The 21,762-nt window shown below is 40.8% G+C and carries 18 protein-coding genes and 3 pseudogenes; 6 read left to right on the top strand and 15 right to left on the bottom strand.

Going from position 1 to position 21,762, the window contains the following annotated elements; genetic code table 11:
• Positions 1-285 precede the first annotated feature (285 nt).
• The 4 genes from arcB to RS130_RS01895 all read left to right on the top strand — a co-directional run bounded on the left by arcB (position 286) and on the right by RS130_RS01895 (position 7,013).
• On the top strand, positions 286-2,631 hold the full coding sequence (gene arcB, locus RS130_RS01910; RefSeq protein ID WP_316024548.1) for an aerobic respiration two-component sensor histidine kinase ArcB: 2,346 nt from the start codon (positions 286-288) through the stop codon (positions 2,629-2,631).
• An 89-nt stretch (positions 2,632-2,720) separates the two neighbouring features.
• Positions 2,721-3,770 carry a galactose-1-phosphate uridylyltransferase gene (gene galT, locus RS130_RS01905; protein ID WP_316024547.1) on the top strand — a complete coding sequence of 350 codons (1,050 nt, stop codon included), beginning with the start codon at positions 2,721-2,723 and terminating at the stop codon, positions 3,768-3,770.
• A gap of 6 nt (positions 3,771-3,776) precedes the next feature.
• Entirely contained in the window at positions 3,777-4,946 is a 1,170-nt protein-coding gene (gene galK, locus RS130_RS01900) for a galactokinase (RefSeq protein ID WP_316024546.1), read from the top strand.
• Between the two features lie 1,308 nt (positions 4,947-6,254).
• On the top strand, positions 6,255-7,013 hold the full coding sequence (locus RS130_RS01895; protein ID WP_316024545.1) for a sialate O-acetylesterase: 759 nt from the start codon (positions 6,255-6,257) through the stop codon (positions 7,011-7,013).
• On the opposite strand, the gene RS130_RS01890 is transcribed toward RS130_RS01895, so the two are convergent.
• From RS130_RS01890 to RS130_RS01820, 15 genes and pseudogenes are all read right to left on the bottom strand, one after another.
• Positions 6,998-7,933 (bottom strand): DMT family transporter, encoded by a 936-nt coding sequence (locus RS130_RS01890; RefSeq protein ID WP_316024544.1) that lies wholly within the window; start codon positions 7,931-7,933, stop codon positions 6,998-7,000. The genes RS130_RS01895 and RS130_RS01890 overlap by 16 nt on opposite strands.
• Positions 7,934-7,952: 19 nt before the next feature.
• On the bottom strand, positions 7,953-9,308 hold the full coding sequence (mgtE, locus tag RS130_RS01885; RefSeq protein WP_316024543.1) for a magnesium transporter: 1,356 nt from the start codon (positions 9,306-9,308) through the stop codon (positions 7,953-7,955).
• Positions 9,309-9,727: 419 nt separating this feature from the next.
• Positions 9,728-10,015: pseudogene (locus tag RS130_RS01880) on the bottom strand (IS110 family transposase); the annotation flags it as partial.
• Between the two features lie 484 nt (positions 10,016-10,499).
• A complete protein-coding gene (locus RS130_RS01875) occupies positions 10,500-11,789 on the bottom strand; it encodes an ABC transporter substrate-binding protein (RefSeq protein ID WP_316024542.1) in 1,290 nt (429 codons plus the stop codon).
• Between the two features lie 240 nt (positions 11,790-12,029).
• The gene (locus RS130_RS01870; protein ID WP_316024541.1) at positions 12,030-12,305 is read right to left on the bottom strand and encodes an HPr family phosphocarrier protein; all 276 of its coding nucleotides are present in this window, start codon (positions 12,303-12,305) and stop codon (positions 12,030-12,032) included.
• 3 nt (positions 12,306-12,308) lie between these two features.
• Positions 12,309-13,153, bottom strand: a pseudogene (rapZ, locus tag RS130_RS01865) (RNase adapter RapZ).
• A pseudogene (locus tag RS130_RS01860) lies at positions 13,154-13,596 on the bottom strand (PTS sugar transporter subunit IIA).
• Between the two features lie 21 nt (positions 13,597-13,617).
• On the bottom strand, positions 13,618-13,905 hold the full coding sequence (hpf, locus tag RS130_RS01855) for a ribosome hibernation promoting factor (protein ID WP_316024540.1): 288 nt from the start codon (positions 13,903-13,905) through the stop codon (positions 13,618-13,620).
• 25 nt (positions 13,906-13,930) lie between these two features.
• Positions 13,931-15,421 carry an RNA polymerase factor sigma-54 gene (locus tag RS130_RS01850; RefSeq protein WP_316024539.1) on the bottom strand — a complete coding sequence of 497 codons (1,491 nt, stop codon included), beginning with the start codon at positions 15,419-15,421 and terminating at the stop codon, positions 13,931-13,933.
• 53 nt (positions 15,422-15,474) lie between these two features.
• Entirely contained in the window at positions 15,475-16,200 is a 726-nt protein-coding gene (lptB, locus tag RS130_RS01845; protein WP_316024538.1) for an LPS export ABC transporter ATP-binding protein, read from the bottom strand.
• Entirely contained in the window at positions 16,200-16,748 is a 549-nt protein-coding gene (gene lptA / locus RS130_RS01840) for a lipopolysaccharide transport periplasmic protein LptA (RefSeq protein WP_316024537.1), read from the bottom strand. The genes lptB and lptA overlap by 1 nt, the downstream gene beginning before the upstream one ends.
• Positions 16,711-17,277 carry an LPS export ABC transporter periplasmic protein LptC gene (gene lptC / locus RS130_RS01835; protein ID WP_316024536.1) on the bottom strand — a complete coding sequence of 189 codons (567 nt, stop codon included), beginning with the start codon at positions 17,275-17,277 and terminating at the stop codon, positions 16,711-16,713. Before lptC ends, lptA begins: the two co-directional genes overlap by 38 nt.
• Positions 17,274-17,828 carry a 3-deoxy-manno-octulosonate-8-phosphatase KdsC gene (kdsC, locus tag RS130_RS01830; protein WP_316024535.1) on the bottom strand — a complete coding sequence of 185 codons (555 nt, stop codon included), beginning with the start codon at positions 17,826-17,828 and terminating at the stop codon, positions 17,274-17,276. The genes lptC and kdsC overlap by 4 nt, the downstream gene beginning before the upstream one ends.
• Positions 17,828-18,787 (bottom strand): KpsF/GutQ family sugar-phosphate isomerase, encoded by a 960-nt coding sequence (locus RS130_RS01825; protein WP_316024534.1) that lies wholly within the window; start codon positions 18,785-18,787, stop codon positions 17,828-17,830. The genes kdsC and RS130_RS01825 overlap by 1 nt, the downstream gene beginning before the upstream one ends.
• A gap of 15 nt (positions 18,788-18,802) precedes the next feature.
• Positions 18,803-19,762 (bottom strand): calcium/sodium antiporter, encoded by a 960-nt coding sequence (locus RS130_RS01820; RefSeq protein WP_316024533.1) that lies wholly within the window; start codon positions 19,760-19,762, stop codon positions 18,803-18,805.
• Between the two features lie 413 nt (positions 19,763-20,175).
• On the opposite strand from RS130_RS01820, the gene RS130_RS01815 reads away from it, so the two are divergent.
• Together RS130_RS01815 and mlaE are read left to right on the top strand one after the other, a co-directional pair.
• The gene (locus RS130_RS01815; RefSeq protein ID WP_316024532.1) at positions 20,176-20,976 is read left to right on the top strand and encodes an ATP-binding cassette domain-containing protein; all 801 of its coding nucleotides are present in this window, start codon (positions 20,176-20,178) and stop codon (positions 20,974-20,976) included.
• The gene (gene mlaE / locus RS130_RS01810) at positions 20,973-21,752 is read left to right on the top strand and encodes a lipid asymmetry maintenance ABC transporter permease subunit MlaE (protein ID WP_316024531.1); all 780 of its coding nucleotides are present in this window, start codon (positions 20,973-20,975) and stop codon (positions 21,750-21,752) included. The genes RS130_RS01815 and mlaE overlap by 4 nt, the downstream gene beginning before the upstream one ends.
• Positions 21,753-21,762: the final 10 nt, after the last annotated feature.

The raw sequence follows: 21,762 nt of genomic DNA, 5'->3' as shown, positions 1-21,762 counted from the left end.
TATAAGCTATAAATAAATAACGAAATTCATGCTTTTTTGTTTATCAAATGTTAATATTGATGGGTATTTTTGTTGCTTTTGGAATTTGTAATAGAATAAGTATTCACTTTTAAAGCATAAATAGTCTTTTTTGTAGGTCTTATAATTGTTTAATTGGACGCATTAATTTGATCCTACGGACAATCTTGGTAGCATGTCGCCGATTAAGTATCATCGGCCATCTTACTATTTTGCATAAATGGCCAGAATTACTAACTAGTTCGTCCAAATTTGAGACCTTACAATATGTCAAAAAGTTCAACAATAGATCCTTGGGTAGTGCGTTTTGCCAAATTCATCATTCGCTTTGGTGCTGTTAAAGCAAGCATTTTTTTTGTAATTCTGACACTTATTTTCACGTTCATTGGCACCTACTTTTTGCGGGTTTTGCTCGATGGAAGTGTCAAGGCTGATGACTTTATTGGCGCGACCCTGTTGTCGTTACTAAGTGCCCCTTGGGTGTTGTGGTTTTTTAGTGAATTAGTTAAACAATTAGAACAATCTAGAGTTAGTTTAAAAGAAGCGGTTACACAATTAGAGCGGTTACGTGATTCTGATGAATTATTGAACCGTACCCTACAGAATAATATCAAGCAGCTCAATCACGAAATTGAGCAGCGCAAAAATGCTCAGTTAGAGCGGGAAGATATGTTTACTGACTTAGAGCGAGAAATTGAAGATAAGTCAGAAAAAGAGAAACAAGCTATCCGTCTATCTACCTTATTACGCTCGATTATCGATGCGTCTCCTGATCTTATCTATTATCGAAATCCCGAAGGGCAATTTGCTGGTTGTAACAAAATTGCTGAACAAATGACAGGCAAGACCGAGCAAGAATTAATTGGTTTAACGCCGCACCAAGTATTTGAAGAAGAGCTGGCTAATCAAGTTGTGACAAGTGACCAGTACGTCCTAGAAAAAAATGAAACGGTCAAAGAAGAAGTCTGGTTACGTTTTGCCGATGGTAAACGTCGTTATTTCGAAATGTGTAGAGTGCCCTTTTATAATGCTGATAATACCTTATTGGGGTTATTAGCATTTGGCCGAGATATTACCGAGCGTAAACAGGCCGAAGAAGCGATTGCTAAAGCCAGTAAAGATAAGACTAAGTTTATTGCCACTATTAGTCATGAATTAAGAACGCCGTTAAATGGCATTGTTGGCTTGAGTCGCATGCTTCGGGACACCAAGTTGACAAACGAACAGTTTTCTTGGGTCAGTACCATTTATGCGAGTGGGATTACCTTAGGCAACATATTTAACGACATTATCGATTTAGATCGCCTTGATAGAGATAGACTTGAACTGTCTTTGAAAACTGTCTCGTTGCGAGACTTTAGCAGTGAATTGGGCAGCATTATCGATTTGATAGCTAAAGATAAAGGGTTAGCATTTGACGTTACGGTTGTTGATCCTCTGCCAGCGTTAGTTGAAGTGGATGGCACACGCTTACGTCAAATACTGTGGAATTTATTGTTTAATGCTGTGAAGTTTACCCATAAAGGAAAGGTTTCTCTTGATGTGTCGGCTGAGTCTATTGATAAACAAAATAGTATGGTTATTTTTAAGGTATGTGATACCGGTGTCGGTATTCCAGAAGATGACTTAAAGAAAATATTTGCTATGTATTATCAAGTCAATTTACCTGAGCATCAAAGTGCGACGGGCACGGGCATTGGCTTGGCAATTTGCCAACAGATGGTGTCGTTGATGCATGGTGATATATCGGTCAGCAGCGTTAAAGGTAAAGGCACCTGTTTTACCGTTAAGTTACCTTTGGCGATTAGTCAAAAACCTGTTCAAGTCTCTGAATTAAAAGTGACAGGTTTACAGATTTTATTGGTCGAAGATATCGAGCTTAATGTCATGGTAGCAAAAGCCCTATTAGAAAAACTTGGTCAACACGTGGATGTGGCTATGACTGGTAAAGAGGCTGTTGCTAAGGCGCGCGACAAGCAATATGACCTTATTTTGCTTGATATACAATTACCGGATATGACTGGGTTTGATGTTGCGAATATCATGCACGAAGAAAGTTTGGTAGAGCAGACCAGTATTGTTGCACTGACGGCTAATGTGATCAAAACCCGTGAAGAATATTTGAATAATGGCATGGATGACGTTATCGCAAAACCGGTGAAGAAAAGCCGCATTATTGAAGTGTTTAATAACTTATTCTGCGATGAGCCTCACGAACCCCATAAGCCTGTTGATGAACCGTCTAATGGTCAGTTTGAGGATATTTTAGACTTAGATTTGTTGCAAATGTTTGTGGATACCATAGGTCATGAGATGGTGCGAAACAGTGTGAAAGTATTCCAAGACAATATGCCAGAGTATATGGAGATACTACAATTAAGCTTAAGCGCAGATGAAAAAGAAGAGGTGTGTTCTCAAGCTCACAAAATTAAGGGTGCGGCCGGTTCAGTTGGTTTAGCACGCGTGCAAAAACTAGCAAATGAAATTCAGCAAGGTGATCACCCAGCCTGGTGGGAAAATGTGCACGACTGGGTGGAACAACTGCAGCAAGCAGCAGAAAAAGATATACAAAAGTTAGTTGATTGGCTAGGGCAGCAGGATGTCGATGACTAACTTCGTTTTTTAAATGCCATTTTTACTTTTAACAGTTAAAATGGCTGTACTATTTCGTTAATTCATAATTTATTTAGGTTATTAATATAATGTCTACATTTGACCCGATTGATCATTCACATCGCCGCCGTAATCCTCTTACAGGGGATTGGGTTTTAGTTTCGCCACATAGAGCCAAAAGACCTTGGCAAGGGCAGGTAGAAAAACCACAAGCTACAGAGAGTGTTGCTCATGATCCGAGTTGTTATCTATGTTCAGGCAATACTCGTATCAATGGCGAAGTGAATCCGGAATATACAGGCACTTTTGTATTTACCAATGATTTTGCCGCGCTTATGAAAGACACGCCTGCCTCAGGTCAATCTAATGATGATTTATTTACTTTAGAAGCGGCCAGAGGTACTAGCCGGGTTATTTGTTTCTCGCCAGAGCACAACAAAACCTTACCTGAGTTGTCTTTGTCTGCCTTAGAAGGTGTCGTGCAAACTTGGCAAGAGCAAGTGGCTGATCTATCGAAAGAATATGTTTGGGTTCAGGTATTTGAAAACAAAGGTGCGGCTATGGGATGCTCAAATCCTCATCCTCATGGGCAAGTATGGGCAAATGATTTTGTACCCAATGAAGTAGCAAAAGCTGAAAAGAATCAAAAAGCTTACTATGAAAAACATGGTAGCTCTATGCTGTTAGACTACGCCAATAAAGAGTCTGTAGATGGTTCTCGTACTGTAGTAGAAACAGAGCATTGGATTGCCGTTGTACCTTATTGGGCCGCTTGGCCGTTCGAAACCATTTTAATGCCTAAGTTTACCTGCCCAAGATTGACCGACGTTAATCCAGAACAACGTGCCGACTTAGCGGTTGCATTAAAAAAATTGACTAGCCGTTATGACAATTTATTTCAGTGTTCATTTCCGTATTCGATGGGATGGCATGGTGCGCCGAATAATGTAGACAACACTGATCATTGGCAAGTTCACGCGCATTTCTATCCGCCGTTATTACGCTCTGCTACGGTACGTAAATTTATGGTCGGCTATGAAATGATGGCCGAACCACAAAGAGATTTGACGGCGGAACAAGCAGCAGCACGCTTGCAAGAGTTAAGCGATGTGCATTACAACGAGTCAGCAGGAGAATAATTAAATATGGCTAATATTTCACAAACAATGTTAGAGAAGTTGAACTCAGTTTATAGCGATACTTTTGGCGCAGCCCCAGCTCGTCATTTTCAAGCCCCAGGACGAGTGAATTTAATTGGTGAGCACACAGATTATAATGACGGTTTTGTCTTACCTTGTGCCATTGACTATCAAACACTTGTGGCCGTGACGCCAAGAGAAGATTACACCGTACGAGTGGTGGCGGCAGATTACAATAACGAGCAAGATGAATTTTCGCTAGATAGCGAGATTACCAACCATCCTACTCAGTTGTGGAGCAACTATGTTCGAGGTGTGATTAAACACCTTCAACTACGTGGTCACCAGTTTAAAGGCGCCGACATTGCCATTACGGGAAACGTGCCTCAAGGAGCTGGGTTAAGTTCATCTGCCTCTTTAGAGGTGGCGATAGGGGAAACATTCCGCTTACTTTATAATTTATCTCTGAGTAAAGCGGATGTGGCGGTTAATGGTCAAGAAGCAGAAAATCAATTTGTAGGTTGTAACTGCGGGATCATGGATCAGATGGTGAGCTCTTGTGGTAGTGAATTGAATGCGCTATTGCTTGATTGTCGTTCATTGGACACTCAGTTAATTTCAATGCCAAAAGATCTATCTGTGATGATCATCAACTCCAATGTTAAACGCGGTTTGGTGGATAGTGAATACAATACTCGCCGTGAGCAGTGTGAAGAAGCCGCCAGTATTTTGGGTCTTAAGGCTTTGCGCGATATTAGTCTTGAAGAGTTGCAAGCTAATAAGGATAAACTGTCTGATGTAGTTTATAGACGTGCGCATCATGTGGTTTCTGAAAACGAGCGAACTCTAAAAGCTGCTGATGCATTGCGCGCTGGTGACGCTGCATTATTGTCAACACTGATGGCTGAATCGCATGCGTCAATGCGTGATGATTTTGAAATTACCGTTGCACCAATCGATTTTGTGGTAAAAACACTGCATGATTATCTAGGCACAAAAGGTGGTGCACGCATGACCGGTGGTGGTTTTGGTGGTTGTATGGTTGCTTTAATGCCTCACGATATGGTGGAAGGTGCTAAGCAATTAATTGAGCAAACTTACCAAACAGAAACAGGTTATAAAGAGACCATCTATATTTGTAGTGCTAGCGATGGTGCGGGTGAAGTTTTTAATTAAATCCTAAGTAAAAAAAAGCCCAGATAAATATCTGGGCTAAAACACATACTAGGAAACACACATAAATCTAAACACACTTCTTATGACTAGTGGTTTTCTATTTAGTTCAGGCATTTCAAAAATAAAACCAAAAAATATCATTAGGTGCCTTTACCCAGTTTGACAGCAAAAAAAGCCCAGATAAAAATCTGGGCTAAAACACATACTAGAAACACACAAAAACTAAACACACTATTTATGACCGACGGTTTTTTATTTAGTTCAAAAGTTTTTAAAAATAGCGATAATTTTCTTTCTCAATTTTAGAGCAAAAAAAAGCCCGGATAAAAATCCGAGCTAAAAAACATACTTAGAAACACACAAAAAACTAAACACACTACTTATGACTGGCGGTTTTCTATTTAGTTCAGAAGTTTTAAAAAATATTAGCGGAAAACGGCAATGATTCTTCTTTTCCATTCTAACAGCAAAAAAAAGCCCAGATAAAAACCTGAGCTAAAACACATACTTAGAAACACACAATAACTAAACACACTACTTATGACTAACGGTTTTCTATTTAGTTCAGCAGTTTTAAAAAATACTAGTGAAAAAATAGCGTTAATTTTTCTTTTCATCTTTAGAGCAAAAAAAAGCCCAGATAAAAATCTGGGCTAAAACACATACTGAGAAACACACAAAAACTAAACACATTATTTATGACTAACGGTTTTCTATTAAGTTCACCTATTTCAAAAAAATAAAACCTGAAAACAATCGGTTGCTTTCTTACTTGTTTTAAGGGAAAAAAAGCCCAGATAAAAATCTGGGCTAAAACACATACTAGGAAACACACATAAAACTAAACACGCTACATATGACTAACGGTTTTTTATTTAGTTCACGCATTTCAAAAATAAAACCTAAAAATATCATTAGGGGCCTTTACCCAATTTAAGGATAAAAAAAGCCCAGATAAAGTTCTGGGCTAAAACACATACTAGGAGACACACATAAAACTAAACACGCTATTTGTGACCAGTGTCTAAGGAGATAGTTCAAAGTTCTAATTTTTTATTTAATCAGGCTGTTACTTTTTCAGAATAACAGCAGATTGATATGCCCGCACAGAAGCGGAGTTATTATCAGGTTGTATGACGAAATATCACTTTGTTAAACAGTTGAAACACTTTAGGATGAGTAGCAATAAGGCGGTCAAGTAAGTATGACTGTTACGTGGTTAATTATGACGATCACTCATCCTATTGAGCCTCTGAGTTGTCTACAGGTGGCTACTAGGCACAACATTTATGGATAGAGCAACCATCTATGAAAACTTACATTTTAATCGTGCTGCTGAGTCTGTTAGTCAGTGCATGTAGTGTGAATAATATTGAGGCTAATAAGCAAGATATTCATGTATATATACTTATTGGCCAATCAAATATGGCAGGACGCGCGCCTGTAGTGGCACAACAGTTTAACGTTATTGACGATACGCTATTACTAGATGCAGAAGGGCAATGGCAGTTAGCCAATAATCCACTGAATCGGTATTCTAGTATCCGCAAAAAAATGTCGATGCAAAAATTGGGCATTGGTTATGCTTTTGCTAAAACAATGCAAGCTCAATTGGCAACACAGCAGCCATCTGCAAAAATAGGTTTAGTGGTGAATGCCAAAGGTGGCTCGAGTATTGTGGAATGGCAACCGAGTGAATTCTTTTATCAAGAAGTGCTAAGGCGAGCTAAACAAGCACAGCAAACGGGCACCTTAAAAGGTATACTATGGCATCAAGGTGAATCGGACTTTGAAGACGCTGATTATCTTCCTAAGTTAGTGGCTTTGGTGAACAATTTAAGAGCTGACTTACAGCATCCAACACTGCCTTTTGTGGCAGGGCAAATTCACGACACACCTTTAATTAATCATCAAATTGCAGCATTGCCCAGCCATTTAGCGTGCACCGGCTATGTTAGCTCTGCGGAATTGACCGCAATGGATAGGTGGCATTTTGATAACGACAGTATGTTAAAACTGGGCGCAGGTTATGCCGAAACTATGCTCAAAATTCAGCAGCAAAAATAACCTGTTAGTACGGATTGATATTGTTGCGCGAATGTCGTGACTATTTTTCTGCTGGGGCAGGAGAACGACTGACTAAGACAAGGCAAATCCCCTAAAATCAGACCACTTGATATAGCCAAATGCAAGCCTATCCCCTCGTTGACAAATAATACGCCACCAAAAGCGGCCCAGATAGGAACTGACAATTGACTGACCGCGGCAATACTAGGCTTAAGTTTTGGTAATACGTGATACCACAGGCTATAACCCAAGCCAGAAGCGAGTATGCCTGAGCCCAAAGTGTAAGCTAGGCCAGCTAAACTTATTTGCCAGTCACTAAACAGATAAATTACTACTAATCCTAGTAAGCTAATCGGCACCAAGCGTAGAAAATTGCCTAGGGTATCTTCTAAAGGTTGGGTAGATTTGGCTCCAATTAAGCTGTAAAACCCCCAAGCTATACCTGCCGCAATCATCAATATGCAACCTTCTAGACTGGGTTTTTCAAGTTCAGGAAACACAAAATAAACAAAGCCTATCAAAGACAGCAGTATGCCAGTTAACTCGTAAGGATTGAGTCTATGTCCAGCCAACCAGCCCTTAAATAGCATGGTAAACTGCACACTAGCAAATAGGGCCAATGCGCCAGTCGCTGTGCTTACTGTTAAATAGGCGAAAGAAAACCCTGCAGCATAGACCAGTAAATAAATTGCACCCGCACGACTGCCATAGTGAATATAACGGCGCATCCCGTTAAATGTCGTGGGTTTTTTGATGGCGATCAATATTATCAATACTGCTGCTGCAGAGAGTAAACGGATTGCGGTAAAACTGACCGCGTCTACTTGTTCAACAGCTAATGCTAATCGACAAAGTACCGAGTTTGCTGCAAAAGCAAAAAGAGCAATAAGGCTATAACTAAAGATTTGTAAGTGGTTCAAAATTGCTCCGATTCACTGTTTATAGTAGTAACCAAGTGGCGGTGCCTAGAAAGGCAAAAATACCCACTACATCAGTGATGGTCGTCAATATTACACTCCCAGCTAAAGCGGGATCGATATTCAACCTACGCATGATCATAGGTAAACTTGCGCCAGCTAGACCTGCGGCAATCATATTAATCATCATGGCAAAGGCAATTACCGCACCTAACATAAAGTCTTGTTTCCATAAGGCTATAACAGATGCAATTAGTACCGACCAAATAATGCCATTTAAAAAGCCTATCGCTAATTCTTTGCTCAATAACCAGCGCGCATTACGGGCGGTAACATGACCTAATGCCATCCCTCGAATGACGAGTGTTAGGGTTTGATTACCCGCAACCCCACCCATACTAGGTACTATGGTGTTAAGTATGGCCAACACAGCCAGCTCACTCAGTGTTGCTTCAAACATATCACTTACCGCAGCCGCCATTAACGCGGTAAATAAGTTAACACCAAGCCACAAGGTCCGACGTTGAGTACTTTTAACGACAGGCGCAAAGGTATCCTCTTCATCGTCTAAACCGGCCATGCTCATCATAGAATGTTCGGCATCTTCACGAATGATATCTACCACATCATCTATGGTAATTCGGCCTACTAAATGGTTGTTACTATCCACTACAGGGGCAGATAGCCAATTGTAACGTTCAAATAAATTGGCGACTTCACCATCTTCCATATCCACAGGGATAGAAATTGAGTCTTTAATCAATGATTCAACTGGGGTGTCGGGGGCAGCGGTAATTAATTTAGTAATGGCCACCCCTCCCATTAATTTGTCTTCACTGTCTACCACATACAAGGTATCGGTATGTTCTGGCATTTCACCCTTTAGTCGTAAATATCTTAAGATGACGTCTACATTAATTTTGGGTCTTAGCGTAATAGTGTCGGTATTCATGATGAAACCGGCAGTTTCTTCACCGTAAGACAGGCCTAGTTCAGCCCTTTGCCGATCTTGCTCGTCCATGGTCGCCAATAGGTCTTGGGAAACCGATTCAGGTAGAGTGCTGAGGGTTTCAACCAAATCATCAGTATCCATCTCTTCGAGTGCATCTGTGATTTTTTCTGGCAGCATGGTATTGATGATGCCATTACGAACGTCTTCAGATAACTCTTCTAGAACATCACTATAAAGCTCGGGTTCAATTAATGGCCACAGCACTAAACGATTACGACTGCGGCTCGATTCTAAAAGTAAGGCAATATCGCAAGGCTGCAACTGTTGCAGCATTTCTTTAACTAGTCCTGTATTGTCATCTTCTAATGCATCATCGATAGCATGAAGTTGGCTTTTTGTACTTTTAGCTTCGAAGGTCTCAGGCATGGCTTACTAATTATTATCCAATTGAATTAACAGAGAATGAAATAGATATAGGGTATTGATTTTAGGCAACTAGTTTAATCGAAACCTACTGCTATATCAGTACAAATTTTCTGAAGTTTTTGTTAAAAAAGTAAAGTTGAGTAATTTATCGGTTTAATACCTTATATGGCCCCTCTCCCATTGCAAGACATCATTTTGATCAATTAACAAAATCCATTGCTGCCATATATTCGGCTTTTTATAAGCGTATCTATCCGTTATAGCTTTAATGGTTGTTCGCATCTTACTATCTTATTAATCCGGCGGCCTCGAAGACCCTTGATACTATCTGATTGAAGTAAGACGGTTATGAACTGTTAATCAACACCTTGTTGTCTTTTGCAATTTGTCGATAGGTTTTCACTTATTTGAGCGCTTTCTTAATGGGCTGCTTTATTTACATTAACTGGCAAGTAGTCTAGCTGATAATGCAACATGGCCCATGCCATTCTGGCCATTTTGTTGGCTAATGCCCCACAGGCTTTACTGAAACTCATACAGGTTAACCATTCCCGCCACCAACGACTCACGCTGTCATCTTTATCGCCGATATGCCTCTGTGCTGCTCGTGCGACATTAATAAATTGTGTGCCTAAATACGTATTCCCTCGCTTACTGATACCCAATAATCTTGGATTATCACTAGTGGTATGTTGCTTGGGAACTAAAGAGTGCGCTGTATTTCTTTTTTGACACTCGCTCTCTATCATTCATGAACACTAAACGAAAAACAGACGTCGCAGTATCTAATCCAATTGTCATTTTACTCATGTGACCCTCTGTGACTTTGATAGTTAATGACAGCACTATCTTGGCACATTACGATGCCCTTATGGGGGGAGGGGGAAACAGAAAAAACAGCGTTATGGATAAAGCAAAAGCAACGCCAAGACTACTCGTTAAAGTGCTAATTGAGATTACAAAGTTACTCTAAACTAATCCTTAGCATCCCCCGTCTAATGTCGTGGCGAGGGACTATTGGTTTGAGTTTGGGTATTCATATTAAAAACTAGCACAGAGTGATAGTTTGAATTTTCTTCCATAGATAGCGTTTGAGGACAATGCATCTGGAACAGCATTATATGTCCGTAACTCGCTTTCTAGTAGGTTGGTTGCTTCAATTCTATGACTGTTGCTTAAACCGATCCTGGGTTAGTTAGCGGGAGGTGGCTCAGTTTGGCTAAAGGTTTGTAGTCTGCTTTTTTCAAGCGCGTCAATGGTTTCCGAGATGTTACCACTTTCAATAAATTTAGCCAAAATACGCATTGCCTTATCAGAAAACGCTTTCGTTGTATCTCTGTCTAAGTATTGGCTAAAGCCTACAGCCTGTTTCAAAATGTGTTGCCCTTTGTATAGAAAGTAGTGAGGCTTAGTTTTAGTGGCTTGATTGGTGGGTATAAAATGAGCCATTTCGCTTAGAATTTCTTGTGCCTGAGGTTGTGACAAAAAATAAAGAAACTGCTTAGCTTCAGCTTTGTTGTTGCTTGATGCAGGAATGACAAACATATCTGTAGGGGCTTCTTCTGCAACTGCAACATGTGGCTTTATTGTGGGAAACCGGAAAAATTTAATGTCATCTCGCATTGCCGGTGATATTTGTGTGGTGATGAAATTGCCAGCTAAAATCATCCCTGCTAAATCTCGATAGAGCAGAGGAATTATATGTTTAAAAGTGAAGGAATTAGAATTTCGAATAAAACATTGGTTGTCTAATAGTTCCTTCCAATAGGCAAATACTTCGCGGATTTCAGCACGATTGAAAGAGAGGTGCCCTTGTAACAACTGCATATGAAATTTTAGGCCATTAATTCTAATGTTTAAGTAATCAAACCACCCAGCTGCTGGCCAAGGTTGTTTAGTGCCTATGGCTATGGGAATAACTTTCTGAGCTCTTAAGGTTCTACAACTTGCTAAAAATGTGTGCCATGTGGTGGGAATATCGATAGCGAACTTTTTAAATACAGACTCTTTATAGTAAAATCCCCAGAAACCTGTGGCATAGGGAATCGCATATTGATCTTGATCGACAGACACTAGTGATTTCATATCTTTGGAGTAATGGCTACCAACATTTGTGTGTTGCCAAAGGTCAGTGACTGGCTCCAACCAGCCTAAATTTGCGTAGTCAGTTAAGCGAGCGGCCCAAGGCCAATTTAAAACATCGATGTACTTTGAATTTTTATCCCAAAGGCTATAATTTTCTTTAAAATTAGCATCGTCACTAGAGATATACCGAATTTCAATGTGCGGATATTTCTTATTAAATAAACTAGCAATGTTTTCAAAAGCATTTCTTTGATCGGTGCTAAAAATTAATATAGCTACGGTTAATGTCGTTTTTTCAGGTTGAGCTCTACTAAATTGTGAAAAGAGTATTGACGCCAATAGCAATATCACAGTTACCGTACACCTACCATTTTTTGGGAGTAACATTCTATACATATCAGCTTTTCCAAATGGTTCGATCAATAAAAGGATAGCTTATAGATATGCCTGCCGTGACTTTTCTTTTTGTGCGTCCACAGAGTCCATTGGGGCGGTAAATAAAATTGGCTGCTACAAAAGTTAGTCGTTCAAGCGGGAGGCATTATTTAGACTGCAATGATTATCGCAGATTGCCCTTGGTAGTGTGTAACTTCCGGGCACTAAGTGGAGGCGTTTTATGCATAGTGCTTAAATGGGCTACTCTTCTTCGTTAAAATACTTAGCAACTAAGTTTTCAACTGCATCTAGGGCTTCTTGAGCATCGGTTCCTTCACTGACTACTTTAACTTCTTCACCTTGGTGGCTTTCTAGCATCATTAAACCCAAAACGCTGTTAGCCGAGGCCTGTTTGTCGCCTTGATGTAAGGTTATTTCAGCATCGAATTTAGTCGATAGTTGTACTAATTGTGTGGCAGCGCGAGCGTGCAGTCCTAGCTTATTTACGATAAGCAGTGTCTTTTCTATCCTTGGCATAAGCTACTTATTTAATTCACGATGGCGTATTTGCACATCTGGGTGAGCATCGCTGAAATTCTTCGCTAAGGTTTCAGTGACATAAACTGAACGATGTTGGCCGCCAGTGCAACCAATGGCAACGGTGACATAACTGCGATTGTTGCGCTCTAAGTGGGGTAACCAAGTAGAAATGAGATTCTGAATTTGCCAAATAAATTTAGTCACTATGGGTTGTGAACCTAAAAATATTTGCACTGGGCTGTCTAGTCCGGTCAGGTGCTTTAAATCGGGCTCCCAATGAGGATTGGGCAAAAAGCGCCCATCAAATACATAATCAGCATCTTTGGGGATGCCATGCTTAAAACCAAATGATTCGAATACAAGTACCAGTCTAGAACTTTTTTACCTAAGATTCGCTCGCGAACAATCTCGGCCAACTGGTGTACCGACAGTTGGTCGGTGTCTAAGTATAGATCGGCACGCTCGGCAATAGGAGCCAGAAGCTGTCCTTCTGCTTGGATCGCAGCAGATAACGACTTGTTCTGTTTCGATAGAGGATGTAAGCGTCTGGTTTCACTAAAGCGTTTAATCAGAATGTCGTCGCTGGCATCTAAATAGAGTATGGTTAAATTCCAAGTAGCCGGGAGGTAGTCAAGGATCTCAACTAACTCATTGGTGTCTTTAGGTAAGTTTCGCACATCAATGCTAACAGCCACCTGATCATATTCGTCGACCACTGTATGGGTGAGTGTGGGTAACAAATTTACTGGAATATTGTCTACACAGTAGTAGCCAAGATCTTCTAGGGAGCGTAGCACCACAGATTTACCTGAGCCTGATCGTCCGCTGATAATTATGAGTTTCATTTAGCTCATTACCTCAAATAATTCCTGATTAGTTTTGGCGTCTCGTATTTGTTGCAAGGTGTCTTTGTTGGTTAATTTCTGTGCGATAGCAGATAACGTACCTAAGTGCTCACTTGCCTGTTCTTCTGGTACTAAAATAGCGATGAAAATATCAACAGGAAGGTTGTCTATTGCATCATAGGGAATAGGCGATTCGCTGGTGACGACTATTGCTAAAACGTTTTCAAGGCCTTTTAAGCGGCCATGAGGTAACGCAATACCGTTACCAATACCAGTGCTGCCCATTTTTTCTCTGGACATTAAACTCGCGAGTATTGTGCCTTGATCGATGTTAGTCACAACTTGAATGGCGGTTTGACTGATGAGTTCAAGTATTCTTTTTTACTACTGCCCTGAACTGCACAAAGTGTGCAGTCAGGATGGATAATGCTTTTTAATTCCATTACAGCCTCTAATGCTTGGTGTTAATGGCGTTTGACTTTTTCCTTATGTTTAATCACTTGACGATCAAGTTTATCGATTAAACCATCTATTGCTGCATACATATCTGAGTGCTCAGATGTTGCAAACACCTCTGATCCGCTGAGGTGAACGGTAGCTTCGGCTTTTTGATTCAGCTTCTCTACATTTAATATAACGTGCACATTATTAATGTGTTCAAAATGTCGCTCTAACTTAGTGAATTTAGTGTCTACATAGTTTCTTAAAGAATCTGTAATATCTACGTGATGACCAGTAAGGTTAATTTGCATATTGCCTATTCCTTCTAAATTTCGCCTACAACAGGCTTTTACGTTGGTTAGATGGGGGGATCAACAATGATTCCCGGTACTTTGCTATTGTCCGCCGTGCCACTTTAATACCTTGGTCGGCCAACAATTGAGCAATTTTACTGTCGCTTAGTGGTTTGCTAGGCTTTTCAGCAGCGACTAGTTTTTTGATCAATGCCCTTATGGCAGTTGATGAGCATTCTCCGCCTGCGTCTGTGGCTACATGGCTAGAGAAAAAATACTTAAGTTCAAAAATGCCTCGAGGTGTATGCATGTACTTCTGGGTGGTAACCCTTGAAATAGTTGACTCATGCATATCTACCATTTCCGCTACATCGTTTAACACCATTGGTTTCATCATTTCCGGGCCGTGCTCAAAAAAGCCCATTTGTTGCTGCACTATACAATTAGACACTTTAAGTAGCGTTTCGTTGCGGCTTTCCACACTTTTTATAAACCACTTAGCTTCTTGTAGATGAGATCGAATAAATTGGCCATCAGAACTGTTTTTAACGTTCTTGCTCATGGCTGCGTATTGTTGATTAACATTTAGTTTGGGCAGGCTGTCTGGGTTTAACTCTACGGCCCAGCGACCATTCTTTTTACTCACCGATACGTCTGGAATGACATATTCTGGCTCACCGGTTACAACCGCTGTGCCCGGGCGTGGATTTAAGGTTTGCAACAAGCGCATGGCTTCACGTAGTTCATCTTCTTTCAATCGAGTTTTACGCATGAGCGTACGATAGTCTTTACTACCAATTAGATCACAATAGTCGGTGATCAGCATTTTGGCTTCTTCAAGCCAAGGGGTGTCGGCAGCAAATTGCTTAAGCTGAATCAATAAACACTCTTGCGCGCTTCTGGCGCCAGAGCCAATAGGATCGAGCATTTGAATACGTTTTAGAACAACTTCTACTTCATCCAGTTCAATTTCTTCGTCATCCATACTCGCCAGTACTTCTTCAGTACTAATGGTTAGATAGCCGCCTTCATCGATCGAATCTATTATGGCTACGGCAATGGCTTGGTCTGTGTCACTGAAATGGGTTAGGCGTACTTGCCAAAGCAGATGATCTTGAATATTGTCGGTGGTTTCACCTTGGAATACTTGGTCGTCGTCCATTGCTGGGCCTGAGCTACTAGAGGTAGACGGGGCCGGTGCCGATGATGCGCTTAAATATTCATCCCAGGTACTGTCTAAAGGCAAATCTTCAGGAATATCATTGTTTTGTAAGGCATCACCAGACTCTATATTATCGACATTAACTTCCGCCGTGTCATTCGCACCATTTGCGTCATGATTGGTTTCTAATGCCTTGTCACCACCTGTATTATCTACTTGTTCATCAACTTCAAGCAGAGGGTTAGAATCAAGTGCTTCTTGTATCTCTGTTTGCAGGTCAAGTGTAGACAATTGCAGAAGCTTAATTGCTTGCTGCAACTGTGGTGTCATTGTGAGTTGTTGGCTAAATTTTAATTGTAAAGAGGGTTTCATTTACTTCTTATACTTATTTCTGTTGATATCAGCCGAGCTAATCGAAGGCCTAACTATAGCCTGAATTGCTCACCCAGGTATACATCTCTTACACGTTGATCACTTAAAACTTCTTCGGCAGTACCCGATGCTATCAGTTCACCATGGCTAACAATGTAAGCTTTTTCACATACGTCTAGCGTTTCCCGTACATTATGATCAGTAATTAATACACCAATTCCTCGATCACGCAAATGTTGAATGATTTTTTTTATGTCGTTTACTGAAATAGGGTCAACACCGGCGAAAGGTTCATCTAGTAAAATAAACTCAGGATCAGCTGCTAAAGCGCGAGCAATTTCTACTCGTCGGCGTTCACCACCAGACAAACTCATACCTAAGCTGTTGCGAATATGGTTGATATTAAACTCGTCGAGTAATGAATCGGCTTGTTGCTCTCTTTGTTCTTTAGATAGTTCCTTGCGCGTTTGCAATATCGCCATCAAGTTTTGATAAACCGTGAGTTTTCGGAATATAGAAGCTTCTTGAGGTAAATAACCAATGCCTTGGCGCGCACGAACATGCATCGGCTCTAACGTCAGTGCCTGTTGATCGATATAAATTTCACCTTTGTCTAGAGGAACTAGACCCACGATCATATAAAAAGTGGTCGTTTTGCCTGCGCCATTTGGACCCAATAAACCTACTATTTGTCCAGTTGAAACTTCTAGGCTGACATCCCGTACAACTTGCCGAGATTTATAAGATTTAGCTAAATGTGTGGCTTTTAATTGGGCCATTAAGGTTGTGATTCCTGTTGTTTGGCGGCGTTACTTTCAGAAGTAGATTCAGGTTGGAATATCGTGATAACACGGCCACTTTCTTGATTGTTACCTTGAGCGATAATTTGTTCAAGCTCCATATTAAACAATATTGAATTTCCTTTTACGCTGCTCGAGTTTTGCTCGATTAGTGCATCACCATCAAGTGACAATGAACGCGTGGCGCGTTTATACATAATTTGATTGGCTTTTGCTTTAACTGTGCTGCCATCTTCTTGTTGTTGTGAATATTCCGCTGGATTTCCGCTAGCAATGAAGACTTCTTTGCCTTCACCTAAACTGGCGTCAACCTGAACTTCGTCGGCTTTTACCATTAAGGTGCCTTGGCTAATTTGTACATTGCCTCGATATATTGCCTGTTTATTGATACCGTCACCTTCTTGATAATTGGAGGCAACTTTTATTGTTTTAGTAAAGTCTTCTTTGCCAGCAAAACTAGAGGCTGAGCTCAAGAAAACTAGGACTAAACTAGTTTTGAGGAGATGGCTGGTAAACGGTTTTAACATGATCTAATAACTCGTATCTTTGGGTTTCAAGGCTAACGGTAAAACCGTTGCTGTTAATGACATAATTCGGACCGACAATTTCTACAGCCTGATCTGAGGTCATGGTTTTGTCTATCAAGTTTATTTCGACAAATTGTGTGCGTATAATTTGCATATAACCATCGTCATTCAGACTTTTTATTTCTACATCGGTTTCAAATTGTAAGCGTTGGTCTTCATACAATGTACCTTCTTGGGCATTTACTTGCCATGGATGACGAGTTTGAGAATACAATAAATACTCTGGTCGCTTAAAAAGGGTGAAGCCCAGTAAATCGTAGTTTTCCATATACTCAGCAAATACTTGATGATTAATATTACCGGTTTTATCGTAAAGAGTGCTACGCATTTTCTTAGCTTGGTAGTTAGGGATCCATGCTTCTTCGGTTTGTGTTACTGGCAAGTCTTGTTCTTTTTTCAACCAACCCGGTAAGCTAAGGCTTAAGGCAAGTATAAATAATAGCGCGATACATATGGTTGTTCGGTTCATACGCTAGAGCCGTGGATGAGTTTTAATTGGTTGTTGGCTAGTAAAATTAAATCGCATAATTCTCGTACTGCACCAAATCCGCCTTTTGTTTGGGTAACGTAATCAGCATGCTGAGCAACATATGGATGACCATCTTGTACACAAACACTTAAATTTGCAGCGTTAAACATGCCTACATCTGGCATATCATCACCAATGGCCGCGGTTGCACTTACAGGTATAGCAAGCTTAGCTTGTAACTTTTGGAGAGCCGGTTGTTTGTCTTCACAGCCTTGTAAAATGTGCTTCACCCCTAAAGCTGTCATGCGATTTTCGACCATATTCGAACTACGTCCAGTGATGATGGCGACTTGTACGCCTATGTTCTGTAGCGCCTTTATGCCATATCCATCTTTAGTATGAAATGCTTTAAGTTCTTCGCCGTCTTGGCCCATGTAAATTCGGCCATCGGAAAAAACCCCATCTACGTCGCAAGCCAACAATTTAACGGCTTTTAGTTGCTGCATTAATACATGACTGATTGGGCCATAAGGCGTCTCGATAGAAGGCATTAGATGATGCCTGCTTGCAGTAATATTTGCATGTTGATTGCCCCTATAGGCTTGTTGTTAGCATCGGTGACAAACAAAGAGTTGATCTTGTGCTTTTGCATAAGTTGTAACACTTCGGCAGCTAGCATGTCTGGTGACGCTGTAATGCTGTTGCTAGTCATAATTGCTTGTATCGTGGTTTGGTGTACATCAATTTTGTTGTCGAGCACTCTGCGTAAGTCGCCATCGGTAAATATACCTAATAACTGGCCATTAGTATTAACTATTCCCGTCATGCCGAGTGCTTTTTTCGATATTTCAACCAGAGCTTGGCGCAGCGTCTGTTCAGGTGCAACTAGTGGCAAGCAATCCCCTTTAACCATAATGTCGTGTAATGACAAGAGTAGTTTCTTACCTAATGAGCCTCCTGGATGAGATAGAGCAAAGTCTTCAGAGGTAAACCCTCGTTCATCTAATAACGCCACCGCAAGCGCATCTCCCATTACCAAGGTGGCTGTGGTGCTAGAGGTGGGAGCTAAACCTAGAGAACAGGCTTCTTTTTCCACTTTGATACACAGGTTAATGTCTGCGTATTGACCTAAAGTAGATTTAGCGTTTGAGGTCATTGCTATGATTGGCACACCTAAGCGTTTTACTACCGGAATTAAGGCTAATAACTCAGCTGTATCTCCGGAATTGGAAATGGCGAGTAGAATGTCTTGCTCGGTCAACATGCCTAAGTCACCGTGGTTGGCTTCTGCTGGGTGCATGAAAAAAGCTGGCGTGCCGGTGCTCGCAAGCGTCGCTGAAATTTTATTGCCTATGTGCCCAGACTTCCCCATGCCGCACACAATGACTTTACCTTTGCAGGACAACATGAGCTTGCAAGCTTGTTCAAAAGACTCATCCACATATTGGGTTAAGTTTTCAATGGCTTGTTGTTCTATGGCTAACACTCTTAAGGCTGAATCAATAAACATAATAAATGACTTACATTATCTAAACAGTAAATATTGGTAGCCCACGAAACAGGCTATAAGGCAAAAGCCTTCGACTCGATTGATACGTCGACTGCCTCTAAAATTAAAGCTAAAGACCAGTAACAATGCCGTGAGGCCTAACATCACATAACTATCGCGGGTCGCAGCATTTACGTCAATTGCGCCATAGGTGCAATGATGCCAAGGCATAGCCAACACGGCGAGTATGTTAAAAATGTTCGAACCAATAATATTCCCTAAAGCAAGGTCATCCTCGCCCTTGAGTACACCTGCAATACTTGCTGCTAATTCTGGCAAACTGGTGCCTATTGCAATTATGGTAAGCCCTATGACAAGTTCACTTAAGCCAAAGTAACGAGCAATGGTTTCAGCAGAGCCCACCATGAAATAAGCACTTAAGGGTAATAAGATCATACCAACGATTAACCAAAACACGGCTTTGGATGTTGCCACGCCAGCAGGAATTTCGCTTTCTGTCTCAGGTTGTAGTGGATCGCCTTTTTCCATGTTCAAAGACATCCAGGTTAAACCACCAATCACACTGAAAAATAAAACCATCAACGTAATGCCCTCAAATCTAACCAATTCAAAATCAGAAAGAAAGTAAACGGCCAGTAAAGACACGGCCAGCAGCAATGGCATTTCTTTTTTCAAAGTACTAGATGCAATGGATAAAGGTTTGAGTAGAGCGGTAATCCCTAAAACAAGTGCAATATTGGTTATGTTTGAGCCTAAAGCATTACCAACGGCTGTATCTGTAACGCCATTAAAAGATGCGGTCGCGGAGACCATTATTTCTGGGGCAGAAGAGCCCATTGCGACAATTGTTAAGCCTATTATCATAGGCGAAACCCCAATGTTTCTTGCTAGCACAGAAGCGCCAAAAACAAATCTATCAGCCGCCCAACTTAAAACAACTAACCAGATAACAAAATACCCTGCTTCTAATATCACAAATGTCCACTTCTAATAATCATATGAGCTTATCGCTAATTGTCGCAAAAAGTTCACGGGTTGCATACGAAAGAAAGAATAAAAAAAACAACTGTAAAATATGTTTGTAACTTTTTACTCTTTAACCGGTCTATTGATGACACGTATTTGTTGGCAGATATAAGTACAATTATGGTTGAAAACAAGAGGGGCATGCTGAAGGTGTTGAGTACTCCTTCGTTTTTTTCAAAAAATTACAATTTTCTTACAGATTTTAGACAGTCGTTAAGCCATCATTCAGCTTAAGAGTTATTGAATATACTTTGTTACTTTTTGTTTTGTTCTTTTGAAAGGAAAGCGCATACAATGTGCAGCATAAAATCGGGTTGATTTTTAACCTTTACTATAGTTTTGATACGGAACCCCCTCTATTAATGGAAAATTTGATTGAAATTGACAATCTTACGTTTAGCCGCAGTGGGCGAATTATCTACGATGATATTTCAATGCGGATTCAAAAAGGTAAAACCACGGCCATAATGGGGCCTAGTGGGATCGGTAAAACCACCATGCTCCGACTTATGGGCGGGCAACTCACACCGGATAAAGGTGATATTCGTTATAAAGATGAGTCCATACCTAATATGAGTCGACATAGGTTGTTTGAAGTACGTCGGCAAATGAGTATGTTGTTTCAAAGTGGCGCACTTTTTACTGACATGTCTGTATTTGACAATGTGGCCTTTCCTTTACGTGAACATACTAAATTATCTGAAACACTGATCAATACAGTTGTGATGTTAAAATTGCAAGCTGTAGGTCTAAGAGGAGCGGCACAATTGATGCCAGCTGAACTCTCTGGTGGTATGGCAAGACGCGCAGCCTTGGCCAGAGCTATTGCTCTAGATCCTGAACTGATTATGTATGACGAACCTTTTGCCGGCCAAGACCCTATTTCGATGGGGGTGTTAGTCAAATTGATTAAAGCATTAAATGATGCATTGCAGCTTACAAGTGTAGTAGTGACGCACGATGTGACTGAAGTTCTGACTATTGCCGATTACATTTATATTTTGGCCGAGCGTAAAGTGATTGGCAGTGGCACGCCTGATGAAATTCGTAATAGTGATTCACCATTAGTGCAACAGTTTTTATTGGGTCAAGCAGATGGTCCTGTACCTTTTCATTATCCTGCGTCTGATATTAAAAATGCATTTCTAGGCGGTGAATTATGAATTGGTTAGCCCAAATCGGGGCGTCTACGATAGATCGTATTACTATTTTCGGCCGAGCTTTTTATATGTTGTGGGGCGCAATTATTGCTAAGCCTCAACCCAGTAAGCTCGTTCCCTTGACTATCAAGCAGCTACACGTGGTTGGTGTGCAGTCTTTGTTAATCATCATTGTGTCAGGTTTGTTTATTGGCATGGTCATGGCGCTGCAAGGCTACACTATTTTAGTCGGCTATGGTGCTGAGGGCAGTTTAGGGCCGATGGTTGCGCTTTCTTTGTTACGAGAGTTAGGGCCCGTGGTGACTGCTTTATTGTTTGCTGGGAGAGCTGGCTCAGCACTGACTGCTGAAATTGGTTTGATGAAAGCAACAGAACAACTGAGTAGTTTAGAAATGATGGCGGTAGACCCGTTACGCAGAGTGATCGCACCTCGCTTATGGGCTGGTATTATTTCTATGCCTATGCTGGCCTTGATTTTTAGTGCGGTTGGTATTCTAGGTGGACACTTAGTTGGCGTTGATTGGTTAGGCGTTGATGAGGGAAGTTATTGGTCGATTATGCAATCAACTGTTGATTGGAATAAAGACGTGATGAATGGTGTAATTAAGAGTTTTGTATTTGCGTTTGTTATCACCTGGATAGCGACATTCAAAGGGTATGACTCTGTGCCCACATCAGAAGGTATTAGCAAGGCAACAACTGAGACAGTGGTGTTCTCGTCGTTAGCTGTTTTAGGGTTAGATTTTATTCTAACTGCATTAATGTTCGGAATTGAGTAAAGGAAATGGG

Source organism: Paraglaciecola aquimarina, from assembly GCF_032464635.1.
In the GTDB taxonomy this organism is placed as follows: domain Bacteria; phylum Pseudomonadota; class Gammaproteobacteria; order Enterobacterales; family Alteromonadaceae; genus Paraglaciecola; species Paraglaciecola aquimarina.
The sequence above is the reverse complement of the archived record's forward strand: the minus strand, read 5'-3'. Positions and strand labels throughout refer to the sequence as shown.

What these genes read in the sequence shown, in the direction of transcription:
- RS130_RS01850 (WP_316024539.1), bottom strand. Translation starts at nt 15,421, where the DNA reads ATGAAACCCTCTTTACAATTAAAATTTAGCCAACAACTCACAATGACA.
- mlaE (WP_316024531.1), top strand. Translation starts at nt 20,973, where the DNA reads ATGAATTGGTTAGCCCAAATCGGGGCGTCTACGATAGATCGTATTACT.
- lptC (WP_316024536.1), bottom strand. Translation starts at nt 17,277, where the DNA reads ATGAACCGAACAACCATATGTATCGCGCTATTATTTATACTTGCCTTA.
- RS130_RS01870 (WP_316024541.1), bottom strand. Translation starts at nt 12,305, where the DNA reads ATGCCAAGGATAGAAAAGACACTGCTTATCGTAAATAAGCTAGGACTG.
- mgtE (WP_316024543.1), bottom strand. Translation starts at nt 9,308, where the DNA reads ATGCCTGAGACCTTCGAAGCTAAAAGTACAAAAAGCCAACTTCATGCT.
- galT (WP_316024547.1), top strand. Translation starts at nt 2,721, where the DNA reads ATGTCTACATTTGACCCGATTGATCATTCACATCGCCGCCGTAATCCT.
- galK (WP_316024546.1), top strand. Translation starts at nt 3,777, where the DNA reads ATGGCTAATATTTCACAAACAATGTTAGAGAAGTTGAACTCAGTTTAT.
- hpf (WP_316024540.1), bottom strand. Translation starts at nt 13,905, where the DNA reads ATGCAAATTAACCTTACTGGTCATCACGTAGATATTACAGATTCTTTA.
- RS130_RS01825 (WP_316024534.1), bottom strand. Translation starts at nt 18,787, where the DNA reads ATGTTTATTGATTCAGCCTTAAGAGTGTTAGCCATAGAACAACAAGCC.
- kdsC (WP_316024535.1), bottom strand. Translation starts at nt 17,828, where the DNA reads ATGCCTTCTATCGAGACGCCTTATGGCCCAATCAGTCATGTATTAATG.
- RS130_RS01875 (WP_316024542.1), bottom strand. Translation starts at nt 11,789, where the DNA reads ATGTATAGAATGTTACTCCCAAAAAATGGTAGGTGTACGGTAACTGTG.
- arcB (WP_316024548.1), top strand. Translation starts at nt 286, where the DNA reads ATGTCAAAAAGTTCAACAATAGATCCTTGGGTAGTGCGTTTTGCCAAA.
- lptB (WP_316024538.1), bottom strand. Translation starts at nt 16,200, where the DNA reads ATGGCCCAATTAAAAGCCACACATTTAGCTAAATCTTATAAATCTCGG.
- RS130_RS01815 (WP_316024532.1), top strand. Translation starts at nt 20,176, where the DNA reads ATGGAAAATTTGATTGAAATTGACAATCTTACGTTTAGCCGCAGTGGG.
- RS130_RS01895 (WP_316024545.1), top strand. Translation starts at nt 6,255, where the DNA reads ATGAAAACTTACATTTTAATCGTGCTGCTGAGTCTGTTAGTCAGTGCA.
- lptA (WP_316024537.1), bottom strand. Translation starts at nt 16,748, where the DNA reads ATGTTAAAACCGTTTACCAGCCATCTCCTCAAAACTAGTTTAGTCCTA.